General features: G+C 57.4%; 13 protein-coding genes. All 13 read right to left on the minus strand.

Annotated features, from left to right (window positions below; translation table 11 throughout):
- Nucleotides 1-30 precede the first annotated feature (30 nt).
- Complete coding sequence (gene nuoE / locus Q1W15_RS06645) at nt 31-528, minus strand: NADH-quinone oxidoreductase subunit NuoE (RefSeq protein ID WP_300725330.1); 498 nt, start codon at nt 526-528, stop codon at nt 31-33.
- A 2-nt stretch (nt 529-530) separates the two neighbouring features.
- On the minus strand, nt 531-2,315 hold the full coding sequence (nuoC, locus tag Q1W15_RS06650) for an NADH-quinone oxidoreductase subunit C/D (protein ID WP_300725332.1): 1,785 nt from the start codon (nt 2,313-2,315) through the stop codon (nt 531-533).
- 73 nt (nt 2,316-2,388) lie between these two features.
- The gene (locus Q1W15_RS06655; protein WP_300725334.1) at nt 2,389-3,063 is read right to left on the minus strand and encodes an NADH-quinone oxidoreductase subunit B family protein; all 675 of its coding nucleotides are present in this window, start codon (nt 3,061-3,063) and stop codon (nt 2,389-2,391) included.
- A 10-nt stretch (nt 3,064-3,073) separates the two neighbouring features.
- Nucleotides 3,074-3,487, minus strand: a complete 414-nt coding sequence (locus tag Q1W15_RS06660; protein ID WP_300725336.1) for an NADH-quinone oxidoreductase subunit A — start codon at nt 3,485-3,487, stop codon at nt 3,074-3,076.
- A 558-nt stretch (nt 3,488-4,045) separates the two neighbouring features.
- The gene (aceA, locus tag Q1W15_RS06665; RefSeq protein WP_300725338.1) at nt 4,046-5,371 is read right to left on the minus strand and encodes an isocitrate lyase; all 1,326 of its coding nucleotides are present in this window, start codon (nt 5,369-5,371) and stop codon (nt 4,046-4,048) included.
- Between the two features lie 243 nt (nt 5,372-5,614).
- Nucleotides 5,615-6,358: a secretin N-terminal domain-containing protein gene (locus Q1W15_RS06670; RefSeq protein ID WP_300725340.1), complete on the minus strand. Its 744-nt coding sequence runs from the start codon at nt 6,356-6,358 to the stop codon at nt 5,615-5,617.
- 201 nt (nt 6,359-6,559) lie between these two features.
- Nucleotides 6,560-6,982 carry a GNAT family N-acetyltransferase gene (locus tag Q1W15_RS06675; protein ID WP_300725342.1) on the minus strand — a complete coding sequence of 141 codons (423 nt, stop codon included), beginning with the start codon at nt 6,980-6,982 and terminating at the stop codon, nt 6,560-6,562.
- Nucleotides 6,975-8,141, minus strand: a complete 1,167-nt coding sequence (locus Q1W15_RS06680) for a cupin domain-containing protein (RefSeq protein WP_300725344.1) — start codon at nt 8,139-8,141, stop codon at nt 6,975-6,977. The genes Q1W15_RS06675 and Q1W15_RS06680 overlap by 8 nt, the downstream gene beginning before the upstream one ends.
- Nucleotides 8,142-8,224: 83 nt before the next feature.
- Nucleotides 8,225-9,595 carry an adenylosuccinate lyase gene (gene purB / locus Q1W15_RS06685; RefSeq protein ID WP_300725346.1) on the minus strand — a complete coding sequence of 457 codons (1,371 nt, stop codon included), beginning with the start codon at nt 9,593-9,595 and terminating at the stop codon, nt 8,225-8,227.
- A gap of 127 nt (nt 9,596-9,722) precedes the next feature.
- Nucleotides 9,723-10,346, minus strand: a complete 624-nt coding sequence (gene hflD / locus Q1W15_RS06690) for a high frequency lysogenization protein HflD (RefSeq protein WP_300725349.1) — start codon at nt 10,344-10,346, stop codon at nt 9,723-9,725.
- Entirely contained in the window at nt 10,343-11,476 is a 1,134-nt protein-coding gene (gene mnmA, locus Q1W15_RS06695) for a tRNA 2-thiouridine(34) synthase MnmA (protein ID WP_300725350.1), read from the minus strand. Before mnmA ends, hflD begins: the two co-directional genes overlap by 4 nt.
- Before the next feature lie 59 nt (nt 11,477-11,535).
- The gene (locus Q1W15_RS06700; RefSeq protein ID WP_300725352.1) at nt 11,536-11,982 is read right to left on the minus strand and encodes an NUDIX hydrolase; all 447 of its coding nucleotides are present in this window, start codon (nt 11,980-11,982) and stop codon (nt 11,536-11,538) included.
- Between the two features lie 229 nt (nt 11,983-12,211).
- A partial coding sequence (locus Q1W15_RS06705; RefSeq protein ID WP_300725355.1) for an NADP-dependent isocitrate dehydrogenase occupies nt 12,212-14,299 on the minus strand: 2,088 nt, incomplete at its 5' end.

Raw genomic sequence — 14,299 nt, forward strand, 5'->3', positions numbered from 1 at the left:
TGCGGTTGGCAGGGCCGAAAGAAGTCAGGGTCATGGGTAGCCCTCCAACAACGTAGCGACGCCAGCAGGCTGCACGTCACCGAATGTGTCGTCGTCGATCATCAACGCCGGCGCCTTGTCGCAGTTGCCCAGGCAGCACACGGGCAGCAGCGTGAAGCGGCCGTCCGGTGTGGTTTGACCGAGGCCGATGCCCAGTTTGCTCTGGATTTCGCTGACAACGGACTCGTGGCCACCGATGTAGCAGACCATGCTGTCGCAGACGCGAATGATGTGGCGGCCGACCGGCTGACGGAAAATCTGGCTATAGAACGTAGCCACACCCTCAACGTCGCTGGCCGGAATGCCCAGTAACTCGCCGATGGCGTATACGGCACCATCCGGCACCCAGCCGCGTTCCTTCTGAACGATCTTCAGGGCCTCGATCGACGCTGCGCGCGGATCTTCGTAGTGATGCATCTCGTGCTCGATGGCCGAGCGCTCGGTTTCGCTCAGGGCGAAACGGTCTGTCTGGATAAGCGTGCTGTTCATGCTTAGCGGTCCACGTCGGCCATAACGAAATCGATACTGCCCAGGTACGCAATCAAGTCTGCGACCATTTCGCCTTTGATCACCGAAGGGATCTGCTGCAAATGGGCAAAACTTGGGGTGCGAATCCGGGTGCGGTAGCTCATGGTGCCGCCATCGCTCGTCAGGTAATAACTGTTGATACCCTTGGTCGCTTCAATCATCTGGAAGGATTCGTTGGCCGGCATGACCGGGCCCCACGAAACTTGCAGGAAGTGCGTGATCAAGGTTTCGATATGCTGCAGCGTGCGCTCTTTAGGCGGCGGCGTGGTCAGCGGGTGATCCGCCTTGTACGGGCCGGCTGGCATGTTGCGCATGCACTGCTCGATGATTTTCAGGCTCTGGCGCATTTCTTCGACGCGCACGATGCAGCGGTCGTAGGCATCGCCATTGGCCGCCAACGGGACTTCGAATTCGAAGTTCTCATAGCCGGAGTACGGCCGCGCTTTACGCACATCGAAGTCGCAACCGGTGGAACGCAGGCCAGCACCGGTGACGCCCCATTCAAGGGCCTCTTTGGTGTTGTAGGCAGCGACGCCGATGGTACGACCGCGCAGAATGCTGTTGTCCAAAGCGGCTTTCTGGTATTCGTCCAGACGCTTGGGCATCCAGTCGATGAACTCCTTGACCAGGCGATCCCAGCCGTTCGGCAGGTCGTGGGCCACGCCACCGATGCGGTACCAGGCCGGGTGCAGGCGGAAGCCGGTGATGGCTTCGATCACTTTGTACGCGCGCTGACGGTCCGTGAAGGTGAAGAATACCGGGGTCATGGCACCCACGTCCTGGATATAGGTACCCAGGAACAGCAGGTGGCTGGTGATCCGGAAGAACTCGGCCATCATGATGCGGATGGTGTCGACACGATCCGGCACCTTGATGCCGGCCAGTTTCTCGACCGAGAGCACATACGGCAGGTTGTTCATCACGCCGCCGAGGTAGTCGATACGGTCGGTGTACGGAATGAAGCTGTGCCAGGACTGACGCTCGGCCATTTTCTCGGCACCACGGTGGTGATAGCCGATGTCTGGCACGCAGTCGACGATTTCTTCACCGTCCAGTTGCAGAATGATACGGAAGGCACCGTGAGCCGAAGGGTGGTTCGGGCCCAGGTTGAGGAACATGTAGTCCTCGTTTTCCCCGGAGCGCTTCATGCCCCAGTCTTCAGGGCGGAAGCGTGCGGCTTCCTCTTCCAGCTGAACCTTGGCCAAGCTCAGGCTGTACGGGTCGAATTCGGTGGCACGGGCTGGAAAATCCTTGCGCAGCGGGTGACCTTCCCAGGTCGGCGGCATCATGATGCGCGACAGGTGAGGGTGGCCGGCAAAGTCGATACCGTACATGTCCCAGACTTCACGCTCGTACCAGTTGGCGTTTGGCCAGATACTGGTGACGGTTGGCAAACTCAGGTCGCTCTCGGACAAGGCGACCTTGATCATTACGTCACTATTACGTTCAAGCGACATCAAGTGGTAGAAGACCGTGAAGTCTGCACCTGATGGCAGGCCCTGACGCTTGGTGCGTAGACGTTCGTCAACACCGTGCAGGTCATAGAGCATGACATAGGGTTTTGGCAGGTTGCGCAGGAAGGTCAGGACTTCAACCAGTTTGGCGCGGGCAACCCAAAGCACCGGCATGCCGGTGCGCGTGGCCTGTGCAGTGAATGCATCGGGGCCAAAACGGTTATTCAGTTCGACAACCACATCTTGGTCGTCAGCCTTGTAAGGCGGGATGTACAGAGCGGAGCCTGTAGTCATGGTTTTTTATCGCTTTCGTTCAACGTAAAGAATGAAACCAGTTTTTCGTTCTATTTATAGAAGCGACGCTGGATCAGACTTCGTCAGGGCTGCGCAGGTTGGTGACCTGAATACGCTGTTCGCGACGCGCTTCCTTTTGCGATGGCATCTCGGCGCGGTACACGCCTTGTTCGCCAACGACCCAGGAAAGTGGGCGACGCTCCTGGCCAATCGACTCTTGCAAGAGCATCAAGCCTTGCAGGAAAGCCTCTGGGCGGGGTGGGCAGCCAGGTACGTAAACGTCCACGGGCAGGAACTTGTCGACCCCTTGAACCACGGAGTAGATGTCGTACATGCCACCGGAGTTGGCGCACGAACCCATGGATATAACCCATTTAGGCTCAAGCATTTGCTCGTAGAGGCGCTGAATGATCGGTGCCATCTTGATGAAGCAGGTACCGGCAATAACCATGAAATCCGCCTGACGCGGCGAAGCCCTGATAACTTCGGCGCCAAAGCGCGCGATGTCGTGGGGTGCCGTGAAGGCGGTGGTCATTTCCACGTAGCAGCACGACAGGCCGAAGTTGTACGGCCACAAGGAGTTTTTACGCCCCCAGTTGACCGTGCCGTTCAGCACGTCTTCTAGCTTGCCCATGAAAATGTTTTTGTGGACTTGATCTTCTAACGGATCGGCAACGGTTTCCCGTGTGCCGATCGGATATTGCTCGTTAGGAGCATCCGGGTCGATCCTGGTGAGTTCGTATTGCATCGCCAAAGCCTCATTGTTTCAGCTTGGCCTGCCGCTTACGACGAGCTTCCGGTGCCCAATCAAGAGCACCCACCCGAAATAGGTAGACAAGGCCTGCCAACAGAATTGCTATGAAAACGAGAGCTTCGAGGAATCCGGTCCAGCCGCTTTCGCGGACGGACACAGACCAGGCAAAGAGAAAGAGGGCTTCGATATCGAAGATCACGAACAGCATCGCGACCAGATAGAATTTGGCTGAGAGCCGCAAGCGGGCACCACCGGTAGGTAGCATGCCAGACTCGAACGGTTCGTTTTTGCTGCGCCCCCAAGCTTTTGACCCGAGGAGGCTGGAGACGCCAAGCATGAAGGCGCAGAGGCCGACAACACCGAGAAGGAAAATGGCAAAGCCCCAGTTATGGGCTATGAGTCCTGTCGCTTCGGGCATGCTGGAAATCCTTAACAGAGAGCAAAGGTCTCTGAGCTTAAAAAGGTAATAAAGCAGTGACGATATGTCGCAGCGCAATTGATGGCCGGGATTTTATGGCTAAACACCCAGCAAGTAAATTTTCTAAGATGAATTAATTCACTCCTTTAGTGGTATAGCACTTCTAAAAAACTACGCAGGCCTTGTGTTCCGTGGATTACAGCGTGTTCCAGGGATTATGTTTTACTGCGCAAGCAATCAGCCAAAGCAGCTCTAAATGATAATTGATATCGTTTAAGATGTGCGATGTTGTGGTGCAGTCCGGCTAATGCACTGAACTTGGCTTATATAGGCGCACTTGGCAAGTTTTGAACTTGGTTTTTTAACCTGCTTCACGTTTCAGTTTATGGATCTGGGTCAGGGTTTTGGTGAATGCTCACCCCTCTGTAGGAGTGAGCTTGCCTCGCGATCTTTTAAAAGATCAAAAGATCGCGAGACAAGCTCGCTCCTACAGGGTTGTTCGGGCACACAAAAAAACGCCCCGAACCAGTCGGGGCGCCCATCACTAAGAAGCGGCTATCAGTGGAACTGTTCTTCTTCAGTCGAGCCGGTCAGAGCGGTCACCGAAGACGAGCCACCTTGAATCACGGTGGTCATGTCATCGAAGTAGCCGGTGCCGACTTCCTGCTGATGCGCGACAAAGGTGTAGCCTTTGGCGGCGTCGGCGAATTCTTGTTCTTGTAGTTTGACGTAGGCGGTCATGTCGTTGCGGGCGTAGTCGTGCGCCAGGTTGAACATGCTGTGCCACATGTTGTGAATGCCCGCCAGGGTGATGAACTGGTGCTTGTAGCCCATGGCCGACAGCTCGCGCTGGAACTTGGCGATGGTTGCGTCGTCCAGGTTTTTCTTCCAGTTGAACGAAGGCGAGCAGTTGTACGACAGCAGTTGGTCCGGGTATTCCTTTTTGATCGCTTCGGCAAAGCGGCGGGCTTCGTCCAGATCAGGCTTGGCGGTTTCGCACCAGATCAGATCGGCATAAGGGGCATAGGCCAGGCCGCGAGCAATGGCTTGGTCCAAGCCAGCACGCACTTTATAGAAGCCTTCTTTAGTGCGTTCGCCAGTCACGAACGGCTGGTCGTACGGGTCGCAATCCGATGTCAGCAGGTCTGCCGCGTTAGCGTCGGTACGGGCCAGGATGATGGTCGGCGTACCTGCAACGTCAGCAGCCAAGCGTGCAGCGGTCAGCTTTTGTACGGCTTCCTGGGTAGGTACGAGTACTTTGCCGCCCATGTGGCCGCATTTTTTTACCGAGGCCAGCTGGTCTTCGAAGTGAACGCCGGCGGCGCCTGCTTCGATCATGTTCTTCATTAACTCGTAAGCGTTCAGTACGCCGCCGAAACCGGCTTCAGCGTCCGCCACGATGGGGGCGAAGTAGTCGATGTAGCCTGTATCGCCCGGGTTCTTGCCGGCTTTCCACTGGATCTGGTCGGCACGACGGAACGAGTTGTTGATGCGCTTGACCACGGTTGGGACCGAGTCCACCGGGTACAGCGACTGATCGGGGTACATGGATTCGGCAGAGTTGTTGTCTGCTGCCACTTGCCAGCCCGACAGGTAAATAGCCTGGATACCGGCTTTCACCTGTTGTACTGCCTGGCCCCCGGTCAGGGCACCCATGCAGTTGACGAAATCTTTCTCAGGACGGAAGGACGGGTGTGCGCCCTGTGTCACCAGTTTCCACAGCTTTTCAGCGCCCAATTTTGCGAAGGTGTGCTCGGGTTGAATCGAGCCGCGCAGGCGGACCACGTCAGCAGCGGAATAATCGCGAGTCACGCCTTTCCAGCGTGGGTTTTCGGCCCAGTCTTTTTCAAGGGCTGCAATTTGCTGTTCGCGTGTCAGTGCCATGGAGATAAACCTCGTCGCATAGGTCTGGGTTGAAGTGTTTTTGCTCCACCGCCCACGCAAAACCAGTGTGTTTGGGTAATGCGTGAGTGGCGGCTCGCTACGGGTACTGCGGGTCCGGAGGCCTTTCGTGGAGCCTCTGATTAGCGGGAGCGGGGCCATCATGCCTTTGCATTTTTGAACCGTCAAACACTTTGTAGTGCTTTTTTCGTGGCACTACATATTTAGTCTAATACGACCCGTCAGTCAGTTTTGGGTCTTCTGGTCGAGCGTGTTGACTTTGACCCTAACCGTCATATCGTTACGGCCTTGAGTAGAGTACGTAAGGGTTGTAGCGTTATTTCCGGTCTGGCTCTGGTTGCTGCTACGGGCCACGGTGATCCATTGCCCGAGAGGTCCGCTGATCTGTGTGTTGGTATTTTGCATGCTCACTACATCAGGGCGCTCTGGGCTTATGGTGTCGAGATGCGTGCTAATCGCGAGGTGTACCGTTTCACCCGTGAGGGTGGCGGTGACGAAAAAGCCCTGCGTGACATCGCGGTATTCGGTCTGAGTCATCAGTCGGCCATACATGTCCGTCTGGGTGCTGGTGAGCGGCACGCTCTGGCCGATCTGGATTTGCGCGGGGACACCCTCAGTGGCCTCGATTTGCTGAATACCGCCTTCACGGCTGGCGGTACTGATCACGCGGGTGTCTGAATTTGACTCAGGCTGGCTGTTATCGCGGGTGTCGACGGTAATGAGCAAGCGCTGGGCGGGTGTGTCGAGTTGTGCGAGAAGGTGTTCAAGATTTTGAATTTTCGAGGGAGCTGCTTCGACAATCAGCTGATTGCCGTAGGCGCTGACTTTGCCGTTTTTGCCGATAAAATTCTGCGCAATCGGTAGTAAATCGGCGCTGGTGCGGTTTTGCAGGGTGATGACTTGAGTGTCGGCCAGCGTGCTAATGCTTAAGACCATTAGCACGCTGGCGATGAAAACGCGTAAGGACATGTCCGTTATCTCCGCAATACGTGAAAAGTATCCCCGGAGTTTGGCAGATAGCAAAACGCCCTGCGATCCGAAGATGGCAGGGCGTTTGTGCTGGGCCTTTGTAGTCGCTGCCGAAGGCTGCGATGAGTTGCGAAGCGACCCCTTATATTGAAGGTCTTTCGGCCCTTGTCGCAGCTAACGGGAGCAGCTACCGGATGGCGATCAGCTAACGCGTTCCATATCAACGTGCGGAATACCTGCTTCGAGGAATTCGTCGCTGACGATTTTGAAACCCAGGCGCTCATAGAACGGCGTTGCGTGCACTTGGGCGCTGAGTTTCTGTTCTTTGAGACCGCGTTTTTCAGCCTCGCTGATCGTGGCTTGCATCAAGGCGTCACCCACTTTGAGGCCGCGCCAGTCTTTGAGAACAGACACCCGCCCGATGTGGCCGTCCGGCAGTAGCCGTGCGGTGCCAATCGGAAAGTCACCCTCATAAGCCAGAAAATGCACGGCAGTGTCATCGTCGGCATCCCATTCCAGCTCGGGAGGGACAGACTGTTCGCCAATGAACACCGCCTCACGAATGCGTCGAAGTTCGGCGTTGTCCTTATGCCAGTCGGCGACACGTACGTGAATGCTATTCATCGGCAAACCCCAGGCTTCCTTGTTTGACCAGCTCACAGAGCAGGTTGCGTCCGTCTTCATCGGCCAGCCATGGGCCGAGGTTATCTGCGTGCAGTGCGTCAGCCGCGCAAATCATTTTCAACAATTCGCGCAGTTTGCCCGGTAGCAGGCGGCTTTGGCCACTGGCGAACAATAGCAGGTCTTCGTCCACTTCAGACCAGGCCAAGCGCGCACTCGGGTTGCGGATCAAAATCGCCCCCTGTTCCAGGTCGCTCAACAGGTCCTGTTCTTCGAGTTCCGGGCCGGTGACGAGTTCCGGGTAGCGTGGCTCGGTCATGAACTGGCCGAACCAGGTCAGCAGCATGCGCTCGTCGCTCATGTGCTCGGTCAGCAGATTTTTCAGGCGGTCCAGCGCGTCGCGCTGGATCTGGTGCGGATCGCTGACCGGCTGTGCGTCGGCGTCGGTATAGCGCTCTTCGTCCGGCAGGTACTGGCTCAGGAAGTCGGTGAAGTGCGTCAGTACTTCAGCGGCGCTGGGCGCGCGAAAGCCGACGGAGTAAGTCAGGCAGTCATCCACTGCGACGCCGCTGTGGGCCAGGCGTGGCGGCAAGTAGAGCATGTCACCCGGTTCCAGGGTCCATTCATCGGTGACCTGGAAATCCGCCAGTATGCGCAGGTCGGCATGTTCAAGCAGCTTGCTCTCGGAGTCGCACATCTGGCCGATCTGCCAGTGACGCTTGCCATGGCCCTGGAGCAGGAACACATCGTAATTATCAAAGTGCGGGCCGACACTGCCGCCAGGGGCCGCGTAGCTGATCATTACGTCGTCAATGCGCCAGCTCGGCAGAAAGCGGAAGTTTTCCAGCAGTTCGCCCACTTCAGGTACGAACTGATCGACCGCTTGAACCAGCAACGTCCACTCGCGCTCGGGCAGGTTGCTGAACGCATCTTCAGCGAACGGGCCGCGGCGCAGTTCCCATGGCCGTTCACCGTGTTCGATGATCAGGCGTGACTCGACTTCTTCTTCAAGTGCCAGGCCGGCCAGTTCGTCGGCGTCGATCGGGCTTTCGAAGTCAGGAATGGCCTGGCGAATCAGCAACGGTTTCTTCTGCCAGTAGTCGCGCAGAAATTCGCGTGCAGTGATGCCGCCTAGAAGTTGAAGTGGTGTATCAGGATTCATGTGTAACCTATTGAAAAAATACGCTTTGTAATCGGGAATAAAAACGCCCGGCTCGGCCGGGCGTTAATAGTTCGTTGCAGCGATCAGATGCGTTTGGCCTGTTCTACAGCGTTGCCGATGTAATTGGCAGGCGTAAGCAGCTTCAGCTCGGCCTTGGCCGCTTCCGGCATTTCCAGGCCGTCGATGAATGTTTGTAGCGCTTCGGGGCTGATGCCCTTGCCGCGGGTCAGCTCTTTGAGCTTCTCGTACGGGTTTTCAATGTTGTAGCGGCGCATCACGGTCTGGATGGGCTCAGCCAGTACTTCCCAGCAAGCGTCCAGGTCAGCCGCGATTTTCTGAGCGTTCAGCTCAAGTTTGCTGATGCCTTTGAGGCTCGCTTCGTACGCGATCACGCTGTGGGCGAAGCCAACACCGAGGTTGCGCAGTACGGTGGAGTCGGTCAGGTCGCGCTGCCAGCGGGAGATTGGCAATTTGCTGGCCAGGTGCTGGAACAGGGCGTTGGCGATACCCAGGTTGCCTTCGGAGTTTTCGAAGTCGATTGGGTTGACCTTGTGTGGCATGGTCGACGAGCCAATTTCGCCAGCGATGGTGCGCTGCTTGAAGTAGCCCAGGGAGATGTAGCCCCAGATGTCGCGGTCGAAGTCGATGAGGATGGTGTTGAAGCGCGCAATGGCATCGAACAGTTCGGCGATATAGTCGTGCGGTTCGATCTGGGTGGTGTACGGGTTGAAACCCAGGCCCAGTTCGTCTTCGATGAAGGCGCGGGCGTTTTCTTCCCAGTCGATCTGCGGGTAGGCCGACAGGTGGGCGTTGTAGTTGCCTACGGCACCGTTGATTTTACCCAGCAACGGTACAGCAGCGACTTGAGCGATTTGACGCTCCAGACGGTAAACCACGTTGGCCAGTTCTTTGCCCAGGGTGGTCGGCGAAGCGGGTTGGCCGTGGGTGCGTGACAGCATGGGCACGTCAGCGAAGCGGATAGCCAGTTCACGGATGGCTTGGGCGGTCTGGCGCATCAGGGGCAGCATTACGTCATCACGGCCTTCGCGCAGCATCAGGGCGTGGGACAGGTTGTTGATGTCCTCGCTGGTGCAGGCAAAGTGGATGAACTCACTGACGTTGGCCAGTTCAGGCAGCTTGGCGGCCTGTTCCTTGAGCAGGTACTCAATGGCTTTTACGTCGTGGTTAGTGGTGCGCTCGATCTCTTTGACGCGCTCGGCGTGCTCAAGCGAGAAGTTCTCGGCCAGTTCATTCAGAACGGCGTTGGCTTCGGCGGAGAAGGCCGGGACTTCAGGGATGGCCGCGTGAGCAGCCAGGCGCTGGAGCCAGCGAACTTCAACCAGAACACGAGCACGGATCAAGCCGTACTCGCTGAAAATGGGGCGCAGGGCCTGGGTTTTGCCGGCGTAGCGGCCGTCAACAGGGGAAACCGCAGTGAGCGAAGAAAGCTGCATGGGGTGTTCTCGGACAGTCGGGCAACGAAATGGGGCGCGTATCATACATGAAAAAAACGGCCGGTCCGTTGCCAAGTGACCGGCGTCATACGCATATCGATGTTTCAGGGCATGTTCGCGGCAGGGGTTATTCGCCGCGCAACATGGGGTAAAGCTCTTTGAGCAGTTTGCGGCGGCTGAAGACCAACTGCCAGCGATGACCACCCAATTGGCGCCAGAGGCGGGCAGAGCGGATGCCCGCCAATAGCAGTGCGCGAATTTTTGACGCGTTGCTGGGTTGTTGCAGGTTGCGCATGTCGCCGTGCACCTGAATACGCTGGCGCAGGGTGCTCAGGGTGTCCTGGTACAGCGCACCGCAAGCAGCCACGACATTCTCGTGAGCGGGGCCGAAATGCTCGACTTGTGACTGGATCTGCGGCAAGCGCTTGCCGATCAGGTCCATCAGGTCGTTACGTTTGGCCAGTTGCCGCTCAAGGCCCAGCATCGACAAGGCGTAGCGCAGCGGTTCACGTTGCAGGGTGGCAGGGTCGCGCTCAAGTGCGCCGATCAGTGCGCGATAACCTTCACGCAGGTTGATATCGTCGCCACCGTAGACTTCGAGCGTATTCTTGGGGTCGCGAATCAGCAGGCTGCCGAGCATACAGCTCAGGTCAGCTTCGCTGATTTGCCCGGTTCGGGCGATCTTGTCCACCAGTACGGCGCAGAGAAACACGCCGCCCAGAGCGACCAATTGCTCCTGAGTGGGGCTCATGCGCGCAGGTCCTTGCTGGTCCAGGGCTCGGCCACTTCGATCACGCCACCGCCCAGGCACACTTCACCGTCGTAGAACACCACGGATTGGCCGGGTGTAACGGCCCGCTGAGGATCGTCGAAGGTGGCGCGGTAGCCGGTTGCGCTTTTCTCGAGCGTGCAAGGCTGATCGCCCTGACGGTAGCGTACTTTGGCCGTCAAGCGCCGTGGGCTGCTCAGGTCGACCGGATTGACCCAATAGATCTCCGAGGCCAGCAGAGCGCGGGAGAACAGCCAAGGGTGATCGTTGCCCTGGCCGACAATCAACTCGTTGTGCTCCAGGTCTTTGATCAGCACGTACCACGGCTCATCACTGGCGTCTTTGAGGCCGCCAATGCCCAGGCCCTGGCGCTGGCCGATGGTGTGGTACATCAGGCCGTGGTGGCGGCCGATCACTTCACCTTCGGTGGTTTTGATTTCGCCCGGCTGAGCGGGCAGGTACTGCTTGAGGAAGTCGCTGAAGCGACGCTCACCAATAAAGCAGATACCGGTGGAGTCTTTTTTCTTGGCGGTGGCCAGGCCGTGTTGTTCGGCGATACGGCGCACCTCCGGTTTTTCCAGCTCGCCGACCGGAAACAGGGTTTTGGCGATTTGCTCGCCGCCGACGGCGTGCAGGAAGTAGCTTTGATCCTTGTTCGGATCAAGGCCCTTAAGCAGTTCGGTGCGGCCGTCAATGTCGCGACGGCGTACATAGTGGCCTGTAGCAATCAAATCGGCACCCAGCATCAGGGCGTAGTCGAGGAACGCCTTGAACTTGATTTCGCGGTTGCACAGGATGTCCGGGTTTGGCGTGCGTCCGGCCTTGTATTCGGCCAGGAAGTGCTCAAACACGTTGTCCCAGTACTCGGCGGCAAAGTTGGCGGTGTGCAGCTTGATGCCAATTTTGTCGCACACGGCCTGGGCGTCTGCGAGGTCATCCATGGCGGTGCAGTAATCCGTTCCGTCGTCTTCCTCCCAGTTCTTCATGAACAGGCCTTCCACCTGGTAGCCCTGCTCCATGAGCAGAACGGCGGAAACGGAAGAGTCGACACCACCGGACATGCCGACGATGACGCGCTGTTTTTCGGGGGCGACTAGGGCTGGATCACGCATAAGGTTTCAATGAGTGTCTTGAAAAAGGACGCGATTCTAGCAGGCCCGAGCGCGCAAGGCTAAACCGAAGGGCGGATTAACGTCAGGTCGAAGCGTTTGCCGCTCAGATAATCGTCAATGCACTGCAGGGTTAGCTCGCTGCGCCAGCGCTCGCGTTGCTCCAGCAGTTCGTCGCGGGTCAACCACAGCGGGCCGATGATGCCAGTGTCCAGGGTGTATTCGGGGTGGTGCTTGATGGCTTTACCGGCAAAGCAGACGCGTTGGTACGTCACCCCATTGCTGGGGGCGGTGTACAGATAAATGCCAATGACGCCGGTCAGTTCAACGTCGTAACCGGTTTCTTCAAGGGCTTCGCGGATCGCCGCATCAATCAGGCTTTCGTTGGGGTCCAAATGGCCGGCCGGTTGATTGAGTACGGCGCGGCCGTGCTTCAGCTCTTCGACCATCAGGAACCGGCCATTGTCTTCAATGACCGTGGCGACAGTGATGTGGGGTTTCCATTCCATTAAGTTGATCTCTTTGTAATGAATTGTACGTAGCAGCTGCCGAAGGCTGCGTCCGGTTGCGAAGCAATCGTAAAGCCTGGGTGTGCGGTGTAACTGACAAATTGCAGGTATTGATTTTACGACGACTACGTCGCCGGACGCAGCCTTCGGCAGCTGCTACGAGATAGTCGGGCCCCAAAACACAAACCCCGGCGTCGTGGGCCGGGGTTTGTGTTGTTGCCTGTTGCTCTTACACGGAAGCGATGATCGCGTTCAGTGTGGCGCTAGGGCGCATTACTTTGCTCACTTTGTCGGCATCAGCGTGGTAGTAACCACCGATGTCGACCGGCTTGCCCTGCACGGCGTTGAGTTCGGCAACGATTGTTGCCTCGTTCTCAGTCATGGCTTTTGCTACAGGGGCAAATTGGGCTTGCAACTCTTTGTCTTCAGTCTGGGCTGCCAAGGCTTGAGCCCAGTACAGCGCCAGGTAGAAGTGGCTACCGCGGTTGTCGATGTTGCCGACTTTACGCGATGGCGATTTGTTGTTGTCGAGGAACTGGCCGGTGGCCTGGTCGAGAGTCTTGGCCAATACCAACGCTTTCGGGTTGTTGTAAGTGGTACCCAGGTGCTCCAGGGAAGCAGCCAGTGCCAGGAACTCACCCAGCGAGTCCCAACGCAGGAAGTTTTCTTCCAGCAGTTGTTGGACGTGCTTGGGTGCCGAACCGCCTGCGCCAGTTTCGAACAGGCCACCGCCATTCATCAGCGGGACGATCGACAGCATTTTGGCGCTGGTGCCCAGTTCCATGATCGGGAACAGGTCAGTCAGGTAGTCGCGCAGTACGTTGCCGGTCACCGAAATGGTGTCTTGGCCCGCACGGGTGCGTTGCAGGGTGAACTTCATGGCATCTACAGGTGCCATGATGCGAATGTCCAGGCCGCTGGTGTCGTGATCTTTCAGGTAGGTTTCAACCTTCTTGATCATTTCAGCATCGTGGCTGCGCTTTGGGTCCAGCCAGAAGACGGCAGGAGTGTTGCTGGCGCGAGCGCGGTTGACGGCCAGTTTTACCCAGTCGCGGATCGGCGCGTCTTTGGCCTGGCACATGCGCCAGATATCGCCTTCCTCAACCTTTTGCTCCATCAGCACAGTGCCGTTGCTGTCGGTGACCCGAACAACGCCAGGGGTTTTGATCTGGAAGGTTTTGTCATGCGAGCCGTATTCTTCGGCTTTTTGCGCCATCAGGCCAACGTTTGGCACGCTACCCATGGTGGTTGGATCGAAAGCGCCGTGTTGCTTGCAGTCTTCGATCGTGGCCTGGTAGATGGTGGCGTAGCAGCGATCCGGGATGATGGCCTTGGTGTCTTGCAACTGGCCTTCAGTGTTCCACATTTTACCGGAGTCACGGATCATCGCCGGCATCGAAGCGTCGACAATCACGTCGCTTGGAACGTGCAGGTTAGTGATGCCCTTGTCAGAGTTCACCATCGCCAGTGCAGGGCGGTTAGCGTAGACAGCCTGGATATCGGCTTCGATCTCAGCTTGCTTCTCGGCAGGCAGCGCCTTGATGCGGGCGTACAGGTCGCCAATGCCGTTGTTCAGGTTGAAACCGATTTCTTTCAGGACGTCGGCGTGTTTGGCCAGCGCATCCTTGTAGAACTCAGCCACGATCTGACCAAACATGATCGGGTCGGAAACCTTCATCATGGTGGCTTTCAGGTGGACCGAGAACAGCACGCCTTGTTTCTTGGCGTCTTCGATTTCGGCCGCTACGAATTCGCGCAGGGCTTTTTTGCTCATTACGGAGCAATCGATGATCTCGCCGGCTTGTACGGCGGTTTTTTCCTTCAGGACGGTGGTGGTGCCGTCTTGAGCGATCAGTTCGATTTTAACGCTGTCCGGGGCTTCGATCAGGGCGGCTTTTTCGCTGCCGTAGAAGTCGCCTTCGCTCATGTGAGCCACGTGGGACTTGGAATCAGCAGCCCAGGCGCCCATTTTGTGCGGGTGCTTGCGTGCGTAGTTTTTAACCGACAGCGGAGCGCGACGGTCCGAGTTGCCTTCGCGCAGTACCGGGTTTACAGCGCTGCCCATGACTTTGCTGTAACGCGCCTTGATGTCTTTCTCGGCGTCGGTATTAACCGTTTCCGGATAGTCCGGAATGTTGAAGCCCTGAGCTTGCAGCTCGTTGATGGCAGCTTGCAACTGAGGAACCGAGGCGCTGATGTTAGGCAGCTTGATGATGTTGGCTTCAGGGGTAACAGCCAGGGCGCCCAGTTCGGCGAGGTGGTCTGCTACGGCCTTGTCACCCAATTGCTCGGGGAAGCTGGCGAGGATGCGGCCTGC

Source organism: Pseudomonas sp., assembly GCF_030150285.1.
GTDB lineage: Bacteria > Pseudomonadota > Gammaproteobacteria > Pseudomonadales > Pseudomonadaceae > Aquipseudomonas.

Excerpts from the sequence above, each read along its gene's own strand:
- Q1W15_RS06675 (WP_300725342.1), bottom strand. The coding sequence starts at position 6,982 with ATGAATAGCATTCACGTACGTGTCGCCGACTGGCATAAGGACAACGCC.
- nuoE (WP_300725330.1), bottom strand. The coding sequence starts at position 528 with ATGAACAGCACGCTTATCCAGACAGACCGTTTCGCCCTGAGCGAAACC.
- purB (WP_300725346.1), bottom strand. The coding sequence starts at position 9,595 with ATGCAGCTTTCTTCGCTCACTGCGGTTTCCCCTGTTGACGGCCGCTAC.
- hflD (WP_300725349.1), bottom strand. The coding sequence starts at position 10,346 with ATGAGCCCCACTCAGGAGCAATTGGTCGCTCTGGGCGGCGTGTTTCTC.
- Q1W15_RS06680 (WP_300725344.1), bottom strand. The coding sequence starts at position 8,141 with ATGAATCCTGATACACCACTTCAACTTCTAGGCGGCATCACTGCACGC.
- nuoC (WP_300725332.1), bottom strand. The coding sequence starts at position 2,315 with ATGACTACAGGCTCCGCTCTGTACATCCCGCCTTACAAGGCTGACGAC.
- Q1W15_RS06700 (WP_300725352.1), bottom strand. The coding sequence starts at position 11,982 with ATGGAATGGAAACCCCACATCACTGTCGCCACGGTCATTGAAGACAAT.
- Q1W15_RS06670 (WP_300725340.1), bottom strand. The coding sequence starts at position 6,358 with ATGTCCTTACGCGTTTTCATCGCCAGCGTGCTAATGGTCTTAAGCATT.
- aceA (WP_300725338.1), bottom strand. The coding sequence starts at position 5,371 with ATGGCACTGACACGCGAACAGCAAATTGCAGCCCTTGAAAAAGACTGG.
- mnmA (WP_300725350.1), bottom strand. The coding sequence starts at position 11,476 with ATGCGTGATCCAGCCCTAGTCGCCCCCGAAAAACAGCGCGTCATCGTC.
- Q1W15_RS06655 (WP_300725334.1), bottom strand. The coding sequence starts at position 3,063 with ATGCAATACGAACTCACCAGGATCGACCCGGATGCTCCTAACGAGCAA.
- Q1W15_RS06660 (WP_300725336.1), bottom strand. The coding sequence starts at position 3,487 with ATGCCCGAAGCGACAGGACTCATAGCCCATAACTGGGGCTTTGCCATT.